We start from the raw sequence: 15,789 nt of genomic DNA, 5'->3' as shown, positions 1-15,789 counted from the left end.
GTTTGAATTTGCGTTTTGCCCACAGCAAGCCAAAGTCTAGCCACTTATGAAATTTAAAAAATCTTGTTACAATGCCACATCATTTCAATGCAAAGCAGGATAAAAATTGACATTTAATGCGACAAAAATTTTAGACCAAACTTTACCATTTTTTAAAAGCCTCTCAAGAAGCAAAGAGCTTATTGTAGTGCTATTCATTGTGCTTATTATGGGCATTATTATCGTGCCGCTACCAAGCGCAATGCTGGATTTTTTGCTAAGCATCTCCATTGCATTATCCATTCTTATTATTCTCATTACACTTTATGTGGATAAAGCAACTGAATTTTCGGCATTTCCTACGATTTTGCTTATTGTTACACTTTATCGTTTGGCTCTTAATGTCGCTACCACGCGTATGATTTTGAGTGAGGGGCATAATGGTGCAGAATCTGTAAGCAGCATTGTAGCGGCATTTGGGCAGTTTGTTGTGGGGGGGAATTATATTATTGGGATTATTGTTTTTACCATTTTGGTGATAGTTAATCTCATTGTAATCACAAATGGTTCTACGCGCGTAACAGAGGTGCGTGCGAGATTTACGCTTGACGCAATGCCGGGCAAACAAATGGCTATTGATGCGGATTTAAATGCTGGGCTCATCGGGCAGGAGGAAGCCCAAAAGCGCCGTGATGCACTCGCTCAAGAAGCAGATTTTTATGGCACAATGGACGGAGCGAGTAAATTTGTCAAAGGCGATGCGATTGCCTCTATCATTATCACCATTGTAAATATCATCGGCGGGTTTTTGATTGGCGTGTTTCAGCATGGTATGAGCGTGAAGCAAAGTGCGGAAACTTTTACTATTCTTACCATTGGCGATGGGCTTGTTGGGCAAATTCCAGCGCTTATTGTCGCGACCGCCACAGGTATTATCACCACACGCGCGGCAAAAAGCTCGCAAACTAACTTTGCGGGCGATATTATTACGCAAATTACGAGTAATGCCAAGATTCTAAGCATAGTTGGCTTTATTCTTGTTTTGTTTGCGCTTGTGCCGGGCTTGCCTATTTCGCTGGGTTTTGTGGGATTATTTTTTCTTGTGGTGGCGTGGCTTACTAGTCGTGAGGATATGAGCAGTCTTTTTTCACTTGTGGAAAAATATATTCGCAAAAAAGCTCCGCCAAATACGCAAAAAGCCCCCACTCAAGCTGAGCAAGATATTGATATATCCCAACACAAAGCACAAAGGGCGCAAAAAAGTGAAGAGGAGATAAAAAAAGAGGAGGAGGCTATCATCAATGAAGCCTTAAAGGTCGAGACTTTGGAGATTTATTTGGGCTATCAGCTCATTCGTCTAGCTGATGTAAAGCAAAATGGTGATTTGTTAGAGAGAATCCGCGCTATGCGTAAGAAAATTGCCACAGATTATGGCTTTTTAATCCCTCAAATCCGCATCAAAGATAATCTTAATTTGCAGCCTACTAATTATGAGGTATTGCTAAAGGGCGTGAAAATCGGTGAAGGAAGTGTGCTGCCTGATAAATTTTTGGCAATGGACACAGGCATGGTAGGGCAAGCAATTGATGGAATCCCAACAAAAGAGCCAGCTTTTGGGCTTGATGCGCTGTGGATTGAGCCAAAGGATAAGGAGGAGGCTATCATTCGTGGTTATCATATCATCGACCCTTCAACTATCATCACCACGCATATGACAGAGCTTATTAAGACTTATGCTGAAGAGTTTATCACTAAAGATGAAGTCAAAGTGCTGCTTGATAGGCATGCAAAAGATTATCCTGTGGTTGTGGGCGAGGCATCAAAAATCCCTATGGGCATTATATTGCGCGTATTGCGTGAATTACTCCATGAGAAAATTCCTATTAAAGATATGCCTACAATTTTAGAGAGCATTACAGATACTTACCCTATTTTACAAGATGATACAGATGCGATTGTAGAGCAGGTGCGCTCGCGTTTGGCACGCACTATTACAGATATTTTTAAAGCAGAAGATGGGAATTTAAAGCTTTTCACACTCTCTCTTGCTACAGAGCAGTATCTTATGGATAGGCTAAAAGAGCAGCCCGGGGGCAAAAACTTTGTGCTGCACTCTAATGAGGTGCAAAAGCTCATAGATTCTATACAAGAAGAGGATATGAAATTAAAGCAAAAAAATATTATGCCAGTTTTGCTTGTGGATTATAGAATCCGCAAGCCGCTTGTTAAGCTCCTTGAGCCTTTTAGAATGACTATCACCATTCTTAGCAATGCCGAAATCGACCCACACACTAATTTTGAGGTTGTCGGCACGCTTAATATCGATTTTTAAGGAAACAAATGCAAGTTTTTCATCTCTCGCACACAGATTTAGATGGATATGGCTGCCAATTTATTGCCAAAGAGTTTTTTTCTCATATTAGATTCTATAATGCTAATTATGGCAAGGAAGTGCTTGTGCGGCTTAATATTATCCTTGATACTATAGCGCATTTGCCACTGCAATCCCCAGAAGAGCTTTTAGCCGCTAAGTTCGGCAAATCGCTTAAAAATCACAAACGAGCTTCAGATTCTCATAATAAATTTTTAGTTCTCATCACAGATTTAAATCTTACATTAAGCGAGGCAAATTACCTAAATGAGCGCGTGAGCGAGCTAAAAATTTCAGGCATTGATATAGAGCTTTTACTCTTAGACCATCATATTAGCGGGCAGGAGTGCGCAGATAAATATGAGTGGTATCATTTAGATGCTACGCGTTGTGCGAGCAAAATTACTTTTGATACGCTAAGTGCGCGCTATAAGATAATAGACCCCACACGCCTAGAGTGGATTAGGAATTTGAGCGCGATGATTAATTCTGTGGATATTTGGCTAGAAGATGGCTATAAGTTTGATTTTGGCAAGGTGGCTATGGGTATGATTAGCGCAAGCCACGAGCTTAATCGCTTTATGTTTGATGAGGAGCACAGATTGTATAAATTTGCTCTTATAGAATCTGCTAAGGATTTTTTAGAATCTCCTCAAGGTGAAGTTGCCTTTGATAACGCGCTGTATGAGATTAAAAAGAAAGCGCTTGGGGGTAATCCACAAACGCAAACTATGGATAGCATTATGTCAAATGCGCAAGTAAGGCTGCTTAGCGCCAAAAAAGAGAGTTGCACGGTTATGTATAATGGTAAAAAGGGCTTCTTAAGCTACTCAATGGGCGGGATTAGCGTGCTTGCTAATTTGTTTTTGCGGCGCAATCCTGAATACGATTTTTATCTTGATGTCAATTCGCGCGGGAATGTGAGTTTAAGGGCAAATGGCAATTGTGATGTGAGCGCGATGAGCAAGGCATTATTTAATGGCGGAGGGCATAAGAATGCCAGCGGAGGGAAGATTGATGGCTTTAAGGAGAGCTTTGCTTATGGAGATATAAAAACGCAAGTGGAGTATATTTTTAATAAATATAAGGAGATGGTATGAGTATTGATGAGAATGTGAGTGAAGAGCTAAATTTAGAGATGAGCCTAGAAGAGATGGCGCTAGAGGTGATTGATATGCTAAGTGTGGCGCTTTATTTTGCGGGCGGGGATAAAAAGCATATACAAAAGCTTATTGAACTCTACTCGCTTCAAATGGATAAATTTTATGCCAAATTGCCAGAAGATGCGCCATATGGGCAAAAAGAGATGATAGAAATTATTAAATCTCTTAAAAAAGATTACCCACAATTTTTTATAAAATAGGCTTAGTGTATGAAAACTTTGCGATGCGCAATCCTTTTTAGCGGCTATGGCGGAAATATGCAAAACCTTATAGAATCTTTGCACAATCATAGATTCTATACAGAATCTAAAGAGGAAGTGCGGCTTAAAATTGTTACTACACTATGCAATAATCCCAACGCTTATGGCATTACGCGCGCGCAAAGCCTGCAAATCCCCTGTATTATTATAAATCATCGCGATTTTGCAAGCAGAGAGGCTTTTGATAAGCAAATGATAGAATCTTTGCAGCCCTATGAGATTGATTATGTATTATTAGCCGGTTTTATGCGCATTCTTACACCGCTTTTTATCCAGCAATTTAAAATTATTAATATCCACCCTTCTTTTTTGCCAGAACATAAAGGCGCGCACGCCATTAGAGATAGCTTTAATAGCGTGAGCGACTATGGCGGCGTGAGCGTGCATTGGGTGAATGAGGAGCTTGATAGTGGGGAGATTATTTTGCAAGAAAAGGTCGCAAAATTACCTAGCGATACTCTTGAGAGTTTTGAATCTAAAATCCACACACTTGAATATGACCTCTATCCGCGCGCTATTCTTAAAGCACTAAAGCTTGAGCCTTATGCGCTAGATTCTAAAGCCTATACTCACACAAGCCCAAATACTAATCCCACAGATAATAAAAGAGCCTAAGAAATGAGTGCTATTGAGATTTTAAGTGCTTTTAGTATTTTTGCATTGCTTATTTTGTGTGCTTCGCCAATTAGTGGCATTACTCGCATTCCTATTGTGGTAGTTGAGATGATTTTAGGTGCGATTGCGGCGCATTTTTTTCCTTTTATTAATCAAGCGGAGGAGATACACATTGTCGCAGAAATTGGCTTTTTGTTTTTAATGTTTTTGTGCGGCTTAGAAGTAGATGTGAAGTCCTTTACTAAGCTTGGCAAGACCTTTTTGCTGCAGGCTTTGGCGTATTTTTGCGCACTTTATGGCATTACTTGCGTTGTGGTATGGGGCTTTGGCTTATCTTACATTTACATTGCGGCTTTTCCGGTTATGAGCTTAGGTATGATTGTGGCGCTTATTAAAGATTATGGGAAAAACCAGCCTTGGCTTGATTTAGCTCTAAAAATTGGCATATTGGGCGAGCTTGTGAGCATTGCTGCGCTTGTGATTATTGATGGGGCTTCGCGGCATGGTGTGGGCAGCCAGCTGTGGCAAAAGTTGCTTATGCTCATACTCTTTTTGCTCTTTGTGATTTTTGGCTTTAGGATTGCAAGGGTGTTTATTTGGTGGCTGCCTCAAGTGCGCTTTTTATTTTTGCCGCGCGATGATGGCAATTCACAGGATTTGCGCTTTGTGTTTGCGCTTTTGTTTGGGTTTGTGTTGCTTATGATGTTTTTAGATATTAAAGCCGTGCTTGGTGCATTTTTAGCCGGCACGATTTTAAGCACATTTTTTAAGCACAAAACCTACTTGCCAGAGCAGTTGCATCATTTTGGATTTGGATTTTTTGTGCCATTTTTCTTTGTGCATGTAGGCTCAACGCTTAATTTAAGCACTATTTTTACAGATATCCAGATTCTATATCATGCCCTTTATCTTATCATTGGTATGCTGCTACTGCGCATTGTGAGTGCAAGCATCGCATTTGGGAAATATTTTAAAAGTGCTAAATCCACGCTACTTTTTGCGCTTAGTGATTCTATGCCGCTTACTTTTCTTATTGCCACAGCGACTTTGGGCAGAGGCATTGGCGAGCTAAATGATACGCTTTATGCCTCATTTGTGTTAGGAGCGATTTTAGAGGGGATTATTTTTAGCCTTTGTATTAAAATTATCTATATCGCTTGGAAACCACCAAAGAAAAAGGAGAAGTAATGTCTAAACGCCAAACTTGGAGTTCGAGTATCACTTATATTTTAACGCTAGCAGGAGCTACTATCGGCTTTGGCGCAACTTGGCGATTTCCTTATTTGGTGGGTGAAAATGGTGGCGGAGCGTATGTGCTAGTGTTTATTTTAGCGATGATTTTAGTGGGTGTGCCTGTGCTGTGGGTGGAGAATGTCATCGGCAGGCGCGCGCATAAAAATAGCATTGATGCCTTTAGTGGCGAGGTAGAGGGCAAAAAGATTGCCAAAAAATGGCAGATTGTGGGGTATTTGGGCATTGCTGGGGCATTTGGCATTATGGCATATTATATGGTGCTTGGGGGTTGGGTGATTACTTATATTAGCAGTATTTTAAATGGCTCACTTGATTTGTCAAAGCCTATTAGCGCGCCTTTGGCTTTGCAATTTTATGAAAGCAAAATTGAGCATAATCCGCTTATGATTGGCGTTTGGACAAGTATTTTTGTGGGCGTAAATTGGATAATTCTTAAAAAAGGCATTATTGATGGGATAGAATCTAGCATGAAATATCTTATGCCGCTTTTGTTATTATGCTTGCTTATTATGGTTATTCGCAATCTCACGCTACCCGGCGCTATGGAGGGAGTGAGATTCTATCTTTTGCCTGATTTTAGCAAGATTACGCCTAGACTTTTTATTGAGGTGTTAGGGCAAGTATTTTTTGCGCTATCTTTAGGCTTTGGCGTGATGATTACACTTTCATCATATTTGCAAAAAAATGAAAATATGATAAAAACCGCCATTGCCACGGCTGTTATTAATACCATTATCGCACTTTTGGCAGGCTTTATGATTTTCCCTTCACTCTCTAGCTTTGGGCTTAGTCCAAATCAAGGACCAAGCCTTGTGTTTCAAACGCTGCCCATTGTATTTTCTCATCTGCATTTTGGCAATATTTTTGCTATCGTGTTTTTTCTACTGCTTATTATTGCCGCGCTTACCACTTCGCTGCCTATTTATGAAGTGATTATTACTGCTCTGCATGAGAAATTTAAACTCTCACGCATAAAAGCCATTAATATCACGCTAGGCTTTATTTTTATTTGTGGGAATATACCTTGCATTTTATCGTATGGCGCTTGGCGCGATGTAGTGTGGCAAGGACGCAATATTTTTAATAATTTTGATTTTATTAGTGGAAATGTGCTGTTTGTGCTTACTTCGCTTGGCACTTTGCTCTTTGTGGGCTTTGTTCTTAAAGATGAGGCAAAAAAAGAATTAAGTAATAATAACACCCTTAATCCGCGCTTAGTGAATATATGGTATGTGTATATTAAATTTTTCTTGCCATTTTTTATTCTGCTTATTTTCATAAGTGGTTTATTCCCACAAGTGCTGTATAAATGGCTTTAGATGAATAGATATTTTGTCTTTTTGCTCCTCTGCGCACTTTTACAGAATCTACATGCCAAAACGCATGCTTTAAGCATTGTGGGCAAGCCAAAGTATGCAAGTGATTTTACGCATTTTGATTATGCTAATCCTAACGCCCCAAAAGGTGGCACGCTAAAAGGCTTTGCGCTTGGGACTTTTGATAGCCTTAATCCTTTCACACAAAAGGGCAATGTGGCTGCTGAACTTAGCACGCTTGTGTATGATACACTCACTATTCAAAGCCTTGATGAGCCTTTTAGTGAATATGGATTAGTCGCAGATTCTATAACGCAGGGTAAAGATTTTATTATTTTTCATATTAATCCGCAAGCGCGTTTTAGCGATGGAGTGCCTATTACGGCTAAAGATGTAGCCTTTAGCTTTGAGACATTGCTAGAAAAAGGCAAGATTGAATTTAAGCGCTATTATGCTGATGTCAAAAATGTAAAAGTATTAAATGATAATGAAGTGATATTTTACTTTAAGACAGAATCTAATAGGGAATTGCCGCTTATTTTAGGGCAGCTGCCTATTTTGCCATTACACATTTATATGCAAAATGGTAAAAATACATTTGGTGAGAATCTGCTGCAAATGCCTATTGGCAGCGGCGCATACAGGGTTAAAAAAATCGATATAGGACGCTCTATTACTTATGAGCGTAATCCCAACTATTGGGCGCGTAATCACCCCACGCAAAAGGGCGTGTATAACTTTGATGAAATTATTATTGAATACTACAAAGACCCCTCCGTAGCGCAAACTGCCTTTATGGCGGGGGAGTATGATTATCGTATAGAATCTAGCGCTAAAGTGTGGGCAAATGATTATGAGGGCAAGGCAAAGAGCGAGGGTAAAATCATTCAACGCACTTTTAAGCATAAGCTCCCTAGCACTTTTCAAGGATTTTTTTTCAACACGCGCAAAAAAATCTTTGCAGATATTAGAGTAAGGGAGGCTATTTTTTATGCCTTTGATTTTGAATGGAGTAATAAAAATTTATTTTTTAATCAGTATGAGCGCACAAAGCATATTTTTAATAATTCGCCCTTTGCCTCCTTTGATGTGCCAAAAGGGCGCGAGCTAGAGCTATTGCTGCCTTATAAAGATGAGCTAGATTCTAGAATCTTTACTCAAAGCTACATTATCCCGCGCACAGATGGCAAAAGGATACGCGGAGAAGATTTGAGGGAAAATCTAAAATATGCTAGGGATTTATTTAAAAGTGCTGGATTTTATATCCATAATGGGCAGCTTTATACACCTAGTGGTGAGCCTTTTGTGTTTGAAATCCTTATTTCTTATGATGCTTTTGAGCGTATTTGCTTACCTTTTGTGAAAAATTTACGCAAGCTTGGCATTGATGCGCGCATTAAAAAAGTAGATGATTCACAATACATTAACCGCGTGCGGAATTTTGAATATGATATGGTGATTGAGCTATTAGGGCAGAGCCTCTTTCCGGGTAATGAGCAAAATTACTATTGGAGTTCTCAAGTAGCGCATACAAGCGGGAGTAAGAATTTTGCGGGCGTGAGTCAAAGGGTGGTAGATGATTTAATCACGCAGCTTGTAAATGCTTATGATGAGCAGGAGCGCATTCATATTGGCAGGGCATTAGATAGAGTGCTGCTTTGGGGATTTTATGCGATTCCGCATTTTAACTTGCCAGCTTTCCGCGTGGCGTATTGGAATAAAATCAGTATGCCGCAATCTGCCCCGCCTTATGGCATCAATCCATACTTATGGTGGGCTAGCCCTCAAAAATAAGAAGCTAAAAAGCTAGAGATTGCTATAATCTGCGCAAAAGGAAATATATGTCAAAGACCAAATTGCCAAGCACATTTATGATGCTTCGTCATCTCACAACTAGAAGGGATAAAGTTATCCTTTTAATGCTATTTATCGCCACAATTATTTTATCTATTATTGAAACTATTGGCGTGAGCGTGATTATGCCTTTTATCACCTTTGCGAGCAATCCTCAAATGATTTTTGCGCATTGGAGTTCAGCATGGGTGTATGAAAAGCTGCATTTTGCAAATACTTTGCATTTTATGTATGCTTTTAGCGGCTTGCTGCTTGTATTTTATCTCTTTCGCGCTGTGTATAATGCGCTCTATAATTACGCGCTTTCACGCTTTGCCTTTGGAAAATTTCACTTTTTTGCCTATCGTTTATTTTGCAAAAGTGTGGAGTTAAGCTATCTTGATTTTACCACTAAAAAGACCGATAAACTGCGTCAAGCCATTATTACAGAAGCCCAAAACACTTCATTTTATCTCCAAAATCTCCTCCAAATTGCCGCAGAGTTATTTACTATCACACTTATGTATGCGCTTTTATTGGTGGTAAGCTGGAAAATGACCTTAGCCCTTACACTTTTGCTTGGCATACAAGTGGCTTTAATCCTTAAATTTCTCTCTAGCAAAATTAAAAATACAGGGGAAATTGATGTAGAAATGAGTGCAAAGCTTAATGAGATTCTCACCAAAACCTTTGGCAATTTTAAATTTATCAAACTCAAAGGCAATCAAAAGCAAGTCTATGATGCTTTTAATCATATCTCCCGCAAGCGCGTGAATGCCACTATTCTCACCCAAACGCTAATGCCTATGCCGCGCATTATTTTAGAAACTATTGGCTTTAGCGTGCTTATAGGCTGTGTGGCATATATTTTATTTAGATATGAGGACGCAAGCGCGGTTATCCCTATTATTTCGATGTATGCTTTGGCGCTTTATAGAATCTTACCCGCTGTAACGCGTATTTTAAACAACATTAATATGATGAGTTATTTGGCTTATGCGGTTAAAAAGGTATATGAAAATCTCATTTATCACACAGATTATGAGGATAATGAACCTTGCGTGTTTGAGGATTGCATAACACTGCAAAATGTGGATTTTGCCTACACAGCAAATAAGCCCATTTTGCGCAATTTCTCACTTACTATTAAAAAGGGCGAAAAAGTCGCATTTGTAGGCGAAAGCGGTGCAGGTAAAAGCACGCTTGTGGATATTATCATAGGCATTTATAAGCCACAAAAAGGGCAATTGCTTGTAGATAATGTGCCAATCACTAATCACAACTTGCGCTCATGGCGTAAAAAAATAGGCTATATCCCTCAAAGCATTTATCTCTTTGATGGCAGCGTGGCAGAAAATGTCGCCTTTGGCTCTGTGCTTGATGAGCAAAGAGTAAGAGACGCGTGCAAAAAAGCATGTATTTTAGATTTTTTAGAGCAGCATAATGGCATTCATACGCGCGTAGGTGAGGGCGGGATTTTGCTAAGTGGTGGGCAGAAGCAGCGCATTGGTATAGCGCGCGCTATTTATGATGAGCCAGAAATCTTAGTGCTTGATGAAGCCACAAGTGCGCTAGATAATCAAACAGAATCTAATATTATGGACGCTATTTATGATGTCGCCGCACAAAAAACGCTCCTTATTATCGCCCACCGCTTAAGCACTATTGAGCGATGTCAAAGGCGCATAGAACTTGAAGTCCCGCATAAAACAAAACGGAGCAAAGCATGAAGCATTATCTAAACTTTATTCAATGCAAACATTTAAAACAAAATAATATTTTTAAACTGCTCAAATGCAGCGAAGATGAGGGCAAAATCCTGCAATATATGGCAAAAACTATGCTTGAGGGCGATATGGACTTTGTCGTGTATAGTGTTTTGAGCAAAACTTTCCCATGCAAGCAAGCGGATAAGCAAGGGCTACATAATCTTACATTTTTGCCCTGTGTGCGCCATCTCATTGAATTAGGGTGGATAAATCAAATTTCATTTTTGCAAACTCCAAAGCTTAGCGATATGGCTTTGCTTGAGCTTTATCACGAAAATATTACACTCTCTCATACTTTTTTAAAACTATTAGAAGATGGCTCGCTTAATGTCGAAATGCCAGAAATCACGCCTTATGAAGACCATTTGGAGTATTTAAAAGATAGATTTGCTCATATTGATTTGCTCTATAAAATGAATGGCTTGAAATTTTCTCCCTTGCCAGATTCTCAAGCGCTCTCGCGTGCAAATTATCGCCTAAAGTTATTAGAAGATTCTATCCAAGCGCGATTAAAGCTTACTACTAAAGATATTGCTATCCTTAAATTTATTAAAGAGCATCATTTGGAGCAAAAAGAGCAAATTATATTTTTTGCCCTGCTGAAAGAGGAATATGCAGCAAGTGATGGGAATTTGCGCGATATGAATACTTTGCTTGAGCTTATTTCACTTGATGAGTATGATAAGATTAAACATCGCCCTTTACTTGATGAGAATGCTAATCTTATCCAAAAGGGTTTGATTGATTATGATGAGATTATTAATCCATTTGGCGGCATTGCGCGCAATTTTTTTATCCCTGAAGAAATACTACAAAGCATTATCCACCCCAAAAAGAAAAAGACTAAAGTTAATCTTACAACACTCATTAAAAAGCAAGAGATTTTTGAGCTTTTAGAGCCAAAGTATGATATGAGTGAGATTATTTTGCATAGTAACACGCGCGAGATTTTGAATAATCTGCTTGCACAAATGGATAATAATGTCGTGCATTTGCTGCGCCTGTGGGGTATAAAGGATAAAAAGAGGGGCATAGATTCTAAAATTTTACTCTATGGAGCAGCTGGCACTGGCAAATCAATCACCGCTATGGCTTTGGCTAAGAGTTTAAAAAAGCAGATTCTAAGCTTTGATTGCTCCAAGATTTTATCGATGTATGTGGGCGAGTCTGAAAAAAATGTGCGTAAAATTTTTGATAGCTACAAAGATATGAGTAAAAATATCAAAAATGAGCCTATCTTGCTGCTTGATGAGGCTGACCAATTTTTGAGCGCGCGCGCGAGTAATGGCAGCAGCGCGGATAAAATGCATAATCAAATGCAAAATATTTTCTTAGAGCAAATTGAGCGATTTGAGGGCATTTTAATCGCTACGACTAATCTTTTAGAAAATTTTGATAGTGCATTTTCACGCCGCTTTAATTATAAAATTGAGTTTAAGCGCCCTGATAAAGCCCAAAGGGAAGCCCTATGGCTAAAGCTCCTCCCACAGCACGCACACTTTGGCGCACACACAAGAGAGCAGCTAGCGCATAATCTTGCGCAATACGATTTAAGCGGCGGGCAAATTAATTTAGTGATTAAAAATACAGCCTATAAAGTCGCTACCAAAAAAGAGCCAATTTTTACGCAAGAAGACTTTGTAGCCCACATCAAAGCCGAGTTAAGTGGGAATTTTGATAGCACTAAAAGTATGGGCTTTGGGCGCTAGATTCTATGCAGGATATATCGCGCACATACCTTGAGGGTGTAGCAGGGCTAAAGCCGCGCAGATATGGGCTAAAAGAGGGCAAAATATTTTTATATGGTGCGCCGGGTGTGGGGAAAAGCGCTCTAGCATTACTCTATGCTGCGCGACATAAAAAGGTGCTTTATATTAATTGCGCAGATTGTCGCATAGATATAGAATCTGCAAATGCCTTTATCCTTAAATCATACCTTGAGCGTCATCTTGAGCTGCTCATTGTAGATAATTACACGCCTGCACTTTCTTTGCCAAATCTTAAGTCAATTATTCTTATTGCAGCTAGTATTACGCACTGCCCAGAGGATTTTCAGCCTAAATTCATTAGTGCTTTAAGCTTTGAAGAATATGTGAGCTTTGATAATAAAAATCTCTCCATAAATAATTTATTCAATCTTTTTTTGAAAGAGGGGAATTTGCCTCAAATTGCCTTCCTCCCGCCAAGCCATAAAATCCCGCGCAAGCAAGAAATACTAAAGCTTGCCTTATGGAATGATTTTGAGATTTTTACTGCATTATTGCGTATGCAAGGGCGCGAGCTTACGCCAAATTATGTCTATACGATGCTCAAAAAAACGCATAAAATTTCAAAAGATAGAATCTACCCACTTTTGCAATCTCTGCAGGAGCGCGGCATTATCTACCTTGTGCCACACACGCATACTAAAAGTAAAAAACTATATTTTTATGATTTTAGCTTGCCTTTATGCGTGCAGAATGACAAAAATTTGCTTGCTATATTAGAAAATATGCTTTTATTAGAACTTTTTAATTTTTGTTTGCGTGATAAAAAAAGCCCTGAAGTAAGCTATGGCGATATGGGGGAGTTTATCTGCGCGCTTGGCGTGTTTGTATTCATTCCATTTAGCACGCAAGAGGGTATAGAATCTAAGCTAAAAAAGCTCCATTATACGCATATTTTTGTGATTACGCTTAATTTTGAGGGGCAGGGCTGTATCAAAACGCCGTATACTTTAATACATTGGAGGGCTATGGAGTTTATGAATTTTGCGCTTGAGTGGGCAGCAGATTTTTAGAATCTAACCCACTTAATATTCTATGCCGGCGGATTTAAGCTTATCACGGATATAGCGCATTTGGATATTTTTATCAAAGCACCACTTAGGCGCAAGCAGGCTTTCATCATGCGCGCCTGCACTTATGCGCTGCACCACCACATCTGGCGGGATTTTCTCTAGTGATTTCACAATAAGCGTGCTAAAAGTCTCCATAGTGATAGGCTCATATAATCCGTCCTTATAGAGCTTTGCTAAACGCGTGCCTTTCACTACATAAAGCGGGTGAATTTTAATCCCATCAATCCCCCATGTCAATACAGAATCTAGCGAGTGCAGCATCATTTCAGGGCTTTCCTCAGGCAGCCCATAGATTAAATGCGCACATACCTTAATGCCTTTTTTGCGCGTTTTCTCAAACATCTCTTGCGCTCCAGCAATGCTATGGGCGCGGTTTGTAATCTCTAAAGTTTTATCATACACAGATTGTATGCCATACTCAAGCCAAATTTCTTTGCCTTTTTTAACATATTCGCCAAGCAGGTTAAGCACATCATCTTGCACGCAATCAATGCGCGTGCCAATGCTTAGCCCCACGACATTTGGGAAGCTTAAAGCCTTATCGTAGAGGGCTTTAAGCGTATCAAATGGCGCGTAAGTGTTTGTATAAGATTGAAAATACACCATATATTTACTAATATCAAATTTATCTTTATGAAATTGTGAATGCCAATAAAACTGCTCTTCAAGCTGGTGGAGTTGCTTATCTAGCAATGGATTATTTTTTAGTGAAAAATTCATCTTGACTTGCGAGATTTTATCAAGCTTAATAAGGCTTGGCGAGAAGCTTTCATTATCGCAATAAATGCACCCACCACGCGCGAGCGAGCCATCTATATTAGGGCAGGTAAAGCCTTGCAAAGAGATGGGGATTTTCCTCACCCTAGAGCCAAAGCGTTTTTTAAAATAACGCCCCACACTTAGCATAACACGCATTAGCCACCTAAGTTATTCGTATAATCATCAACATAGCATTCATCAAAGCAGGCTTTACACAAGGTTTTGCCCTCACTGCCTATACTTTTTACTAAGCCTTTAATGGACAAAAAGCCTAGAGAATCTGCGCCAATATATTTGCGCACTTCCTCGATAGTTTTATTTGCACAAATAAGCTGCTCTTTATGAGGCGTATCCACACCATAAAAGCAAGGTGAAATAGTAGGCGGAGAGCTAATGAGTAAATGAATTTTTTTAGCTCCCGCTTGTCGTAATATTTTAATAATCTGCTTACTTGTAGTGCCGCGCACCACAGAATCATCAATGACAATGATTTCTCTATCAGCAATTAATTCTCTTATAGGATTAAGCTTGAGCCTAACCTTTAGCTCCCTCTCCTGCTGCGTAGGCTCAATAAATGTCCTGCCTACATAGTGATTGCGTATGAGACCTAGCTCAAAATCAATGCCACTTTGCTTGCTATAGCCAATCGCAGCCGCCACTCCAGAATCTGGCACAGGAATCACCATATCCGCTTTAATTTTATGCTCTTTGGCTAGCTCGATGCCCATTTGCTTGCGCGCTTTATAGACATTATAGCCAAACACATTGCTATCAGGGCGCGCAAAATAGACATGCTCAAATACGCAGGGGTGCGGATTTGGCTCAAATACTTGAATGCTTTTGGGTTGAGAATCTTGCATAGCATACGCCCCATCAAAAATAAGCATCTCACCCGCTTTTATCTCTCGCACAAATTCCGCTCCCACCAAATCAAACGCACAACTCTCACTAGCCACCACATAGCCTATGCTGCCATCATCATTGTAAATTTTGCCCAAACTCAAAGGGCGCAAGCCATATCTATCGCGGATAGCAAACATTTTTGTGCGTGAAAGGAAAATAAAGCAATACGCGCCATCTACATGTTGAAGCGCGTCTATAATCCTATCTGTCAAAGATTGCTTTTTGCTACGGGCGATGAGGTGGATTAGATTTTCTGTATCAAGGTGGCTTTGAAAGATAGCGCCCTCTTTAATGAGCATTTCGCGCACTTCTTTGGCGTTTGTGAGATTGCCATTATGTGCAATAGCCATTTCTCCCAAATCATAGCGAGCAAAGATAGGTTGAGCGTCATTTATAGAATCTTCGCCCGCTGTAGAGTAGCGATTATGCCCTATGCTTGAGCGTCCTGTGAGTTTATCGAGGCGTTTTTGTGTAAAAATTTTAGTTACTAAGCCTGTGCTTTTAATGGTGGTGATTTTTGTGCCATTGCTCGCAGAAATGCCGCTTGCCTCTTGTCCGCGATGCTGCATGGCAAAAAGTGAATAATAGCTTAATACACTTGCCTTATCGACATTATAAACGCCCACAACAGCACATTCTTCATTCCAACTCTTCATTTTCCCAACTCTTCATCTAGGGCTTGCCCTCATTTTGTGTTTTCGCGCAATTGTATAGCAACAAAACTAATA

At 39.7% G+C, this 15,789-nt stretch carries 12 protein-coding genes; 10 read left to right on the top strand and 2 right to left on the bottom strand.

Features of this window, described 5'->3' with window-relative positions; all coding sequences use genetic code 11:
• Positions 1 to 106: 106 nt before the first annotated feature.
• The 10 genes from flhA to LS71_RS07460 are packed head-to-tail and all read left to right on the top strand — an operon-like array spanning position 107 to position 13,339.
• Positions 107 to 2,311, top strand: coding sequence for a flagellar biosynthesis protein FlhA (gene flhA / locus LS71_RS07505; protein WP_034355210.1), 2,205 nt, complete (start codon positions 107 to 109; stop codon positions 2,309 to 2,311).
• A gap of 8 nt (positions 2,312 to 2,319) precedes the next feature.
• A complete protein-coding gene (locus LS71_RS07500; RefSeq protein WP_034355207.1) occupies positions 2,320 to 3,450 on the top strand; it encodes a DHH family phosphoesterase in 1,131 nt (376 codons plus the stop codon).
• The gene (locus LS71_RS07495) at positions 3,447 to 3,713 is read left to right on the top strand and encodes a hypothetical protein (RefSeq protein ID WP_034355204.1); all 267 of its coding nucleotides are present in this window, start codon (positions 3,447 to 3,449) and stop codon (positions 3,711 to 3,713) included. The genes LS71_RS07500 and LS71_RS07495 overlap by 4 nt, the downstream gene beginning before the upstream one ends.
• A gap of 9 nt (positions 3,714 to 3,722) precedes the next feature.
• Entirely contained in the window at positions 3,723 to 4,388 is a 666-nt protein-coding gene (gene purN, locus LS71_RS07490; RefSeq protein WP_034355201.1) for a phosphoribosylglycinamide formyltransferase, read from the top strand.
• A gap of 3 nt (positions 4,389 to 4,391) precedes the next feature.
• Positions 4,392 to 5,576, top strand: coding sequence for a cation:proton antiporter (locus LS71_RS07485; RefSeq protein ID WP_034355198.1), 1,185 nt, complete (start codon positions 4,392 to 4,394; stop codon positions 5,574 to 5,576).
• Positions 5,576 to 6,961: a sodium-dependent transporter gene (locus LS71_RS07480; protein ID WP_034355196.1), complete on the top strand. Its 1,386-nt coding sequence runs from the start codon at positions 5,576 to 5,578 to the stop codon at positions 6,959 to 6,961. Before LS71_RS07485 ends, LS71_RS07480 begins: the two co-directional genes overlap by 1 nt.
• The gene (locus LS71_RS07475) at positions 6,962 to 8,752 is read left to right on the top strand and encodes an extracellular solute-binding protein (RefSeq protein WP_034355193.1); all 1,791 of its coding nucleotides are present in this window, start codon (positions 6,962 to 6,964) and stop codon (positions 8,750 to 8,752) included. It begins immediately after the preceding gene.
• Positions 8,753 to 8,799: 47 nt separating this feature from the next.
• Complete coding sequence (locus tag LS71_RS07470; RefSeq protein ID WP_052058056.1) at positions 8,800 to 10,521, top strand: ABC transporter ATP-binding protein/permease; 1,722 nt, start codon at positions 8,800 to 8,802, stop codon at positions 10,519 to 10,521.
• Complete coding sequence (locus tag LS71_RS07465; protein WP_034355190.1) at positions 10,518 to 12,269, top strand: ATP-binding protein; 1,752 nt, start codon at positions 10,518 to 10,520, stop codon at positions 12,267 to 12,269. The genes LS71_RS07470 and LS71_RS07465 overlap by 4 nt, the downstream gene beginning before the upstream one ends.
• A gap of 5 nt (positions 12,270 to 12,274) precedes the next feature.
• Complete coding sequence (locus LS71_RS07460) at positions 12,275 to 13,339, top strand: ATP-binding protein (protein WP_034355187.1); 1,065 nt, start codon at positions 12,275 to 12,277, stop codon at positions 13,337 to 13,339.
• A gap of 12 nt (positions 13,340 to 13,351) precedes the next feature.
• Here the strand turns inward: LS71_RS07460 and mnmL are convergent, their stop codons facing one another.
• Both mnmL and purF read right to left on the bottom strand, forming a co-directional pair.
• Positions 13,352 to 14,314, bottom strand: coding sequence for a tRNA modification radical SAM protein MnmL/YtqA (mnmL, locus tag LS71_RS07455; protein WP_034355184.1), 963 nt, complete (start codon positions 14,312 to 14,314; stop codon positions 13,352 to 13,354).
• A complete protein-coding gene (gene purF, locus LS71_RS07450; protein ID WP_034355182.1) occupies positions 14,314 to 15,717 on the bottom strand; it encodes an amidophosphoribosyltransferase in 1,404 nt (467 codons plus the stop codon). Before purF ends, mnmL begins: the two co-directional genes overlap by 1 nt.
• Positions 15,718 to 15,789: the final 72 nt, after the last annotated feature.

Origin of the sequence: Helicobacter jaachi (assembly GCF_000763135.2) — a bacterium.
GTDB classification, from domain to species: domain Bacteria; phylum Campylobacterota; class Campylobacteria; order Campylobacterales; family Helicobacteraceae; genus Helicobacter_C; species Helicobacter_C jaachi.
This window is presented reverse-complemented; position numbering and strand designations above follow the sequence as displayed.

Excerpts from the sequence above, each read along its gene's own strand:
- LS71_RS07500 (WP_034355207.1), top strand. The coding sequence starts at position 2,320 with ATGCAAGTTTTTCATCTCTCGCACACAGATTTAGATGGATATGGCTGC.
- LS71_RS07495 (WP_034355204.1), top strand. The coding sequence starts at position 3,447 with ATGAGTATTGATGAGAATGTGAGTGAAGAGCTAAATTTAGAGATGAGC.
- purN (WP_034355201.1), top strand. The coding sequence starts at position 3,723 with ATGAAAACTTTGCGATGCGCAATCCTTTTTAGCGGCTATGGCGGAAAT.
- LS71_RS07485 (WP_034355198.1), top strand. The coding sequence starts at position 4,392 with ATGAGTGCTATTGAGATTTTAAGTGCTTTTAGTATTTTTGCATTGCTT.
- LS71_RS07480 (WP_034355196.1), top strand. The coding sequence starts at position 5,576 with ATGTCTAAACGCCAAACTTGGAGTTCGAGTATCACTTATATTTTAACG.
- LS71_RS07475 (WP_034355193.1), top strand. The coding sequence starts at position 6,962 with ATGAATAGATATTTTGTCTTTTTGCTCCTCTGCGCACTTTTACAGAAT.
- LS71_RS07470 (WP_052058056.1), top strand. The coding sequence starts at position 8,800 with ATGTCAAAGACCAAATTGCCAAGCACATTTATGATGCTTCGTCATCTC.
- LS71_RS07465 (WP_034355190.1), top strand. The coding sequence starts at position 10,518 with ATGAAGCATTATCTAAACTTTATTCAATGCAAACATTTAAAACAAAAT.
- LS71_RS07460 (WP_034355187.1), top strand. The coding sequence starts at position 12,275 with ATGCAGGATATATCGCGCACATACCTTGAGGGTGTAGCAGGGCTAAAG.
- mnmL (WP_034355184.1), bottom strand. The coding sequence starts at position 14,314 with ATGCGTGTTATGCTAAGTGTGGGGCGTTATTTTAAAAAACGCTTTGGC.
- purF (WP_034355182.1), bottom strand. The coding sequence starts at position 15,717 with ATGAAGAGTTGGAATGAAGAATGTGCTGTTGTGGGCGTTTATAATGTC.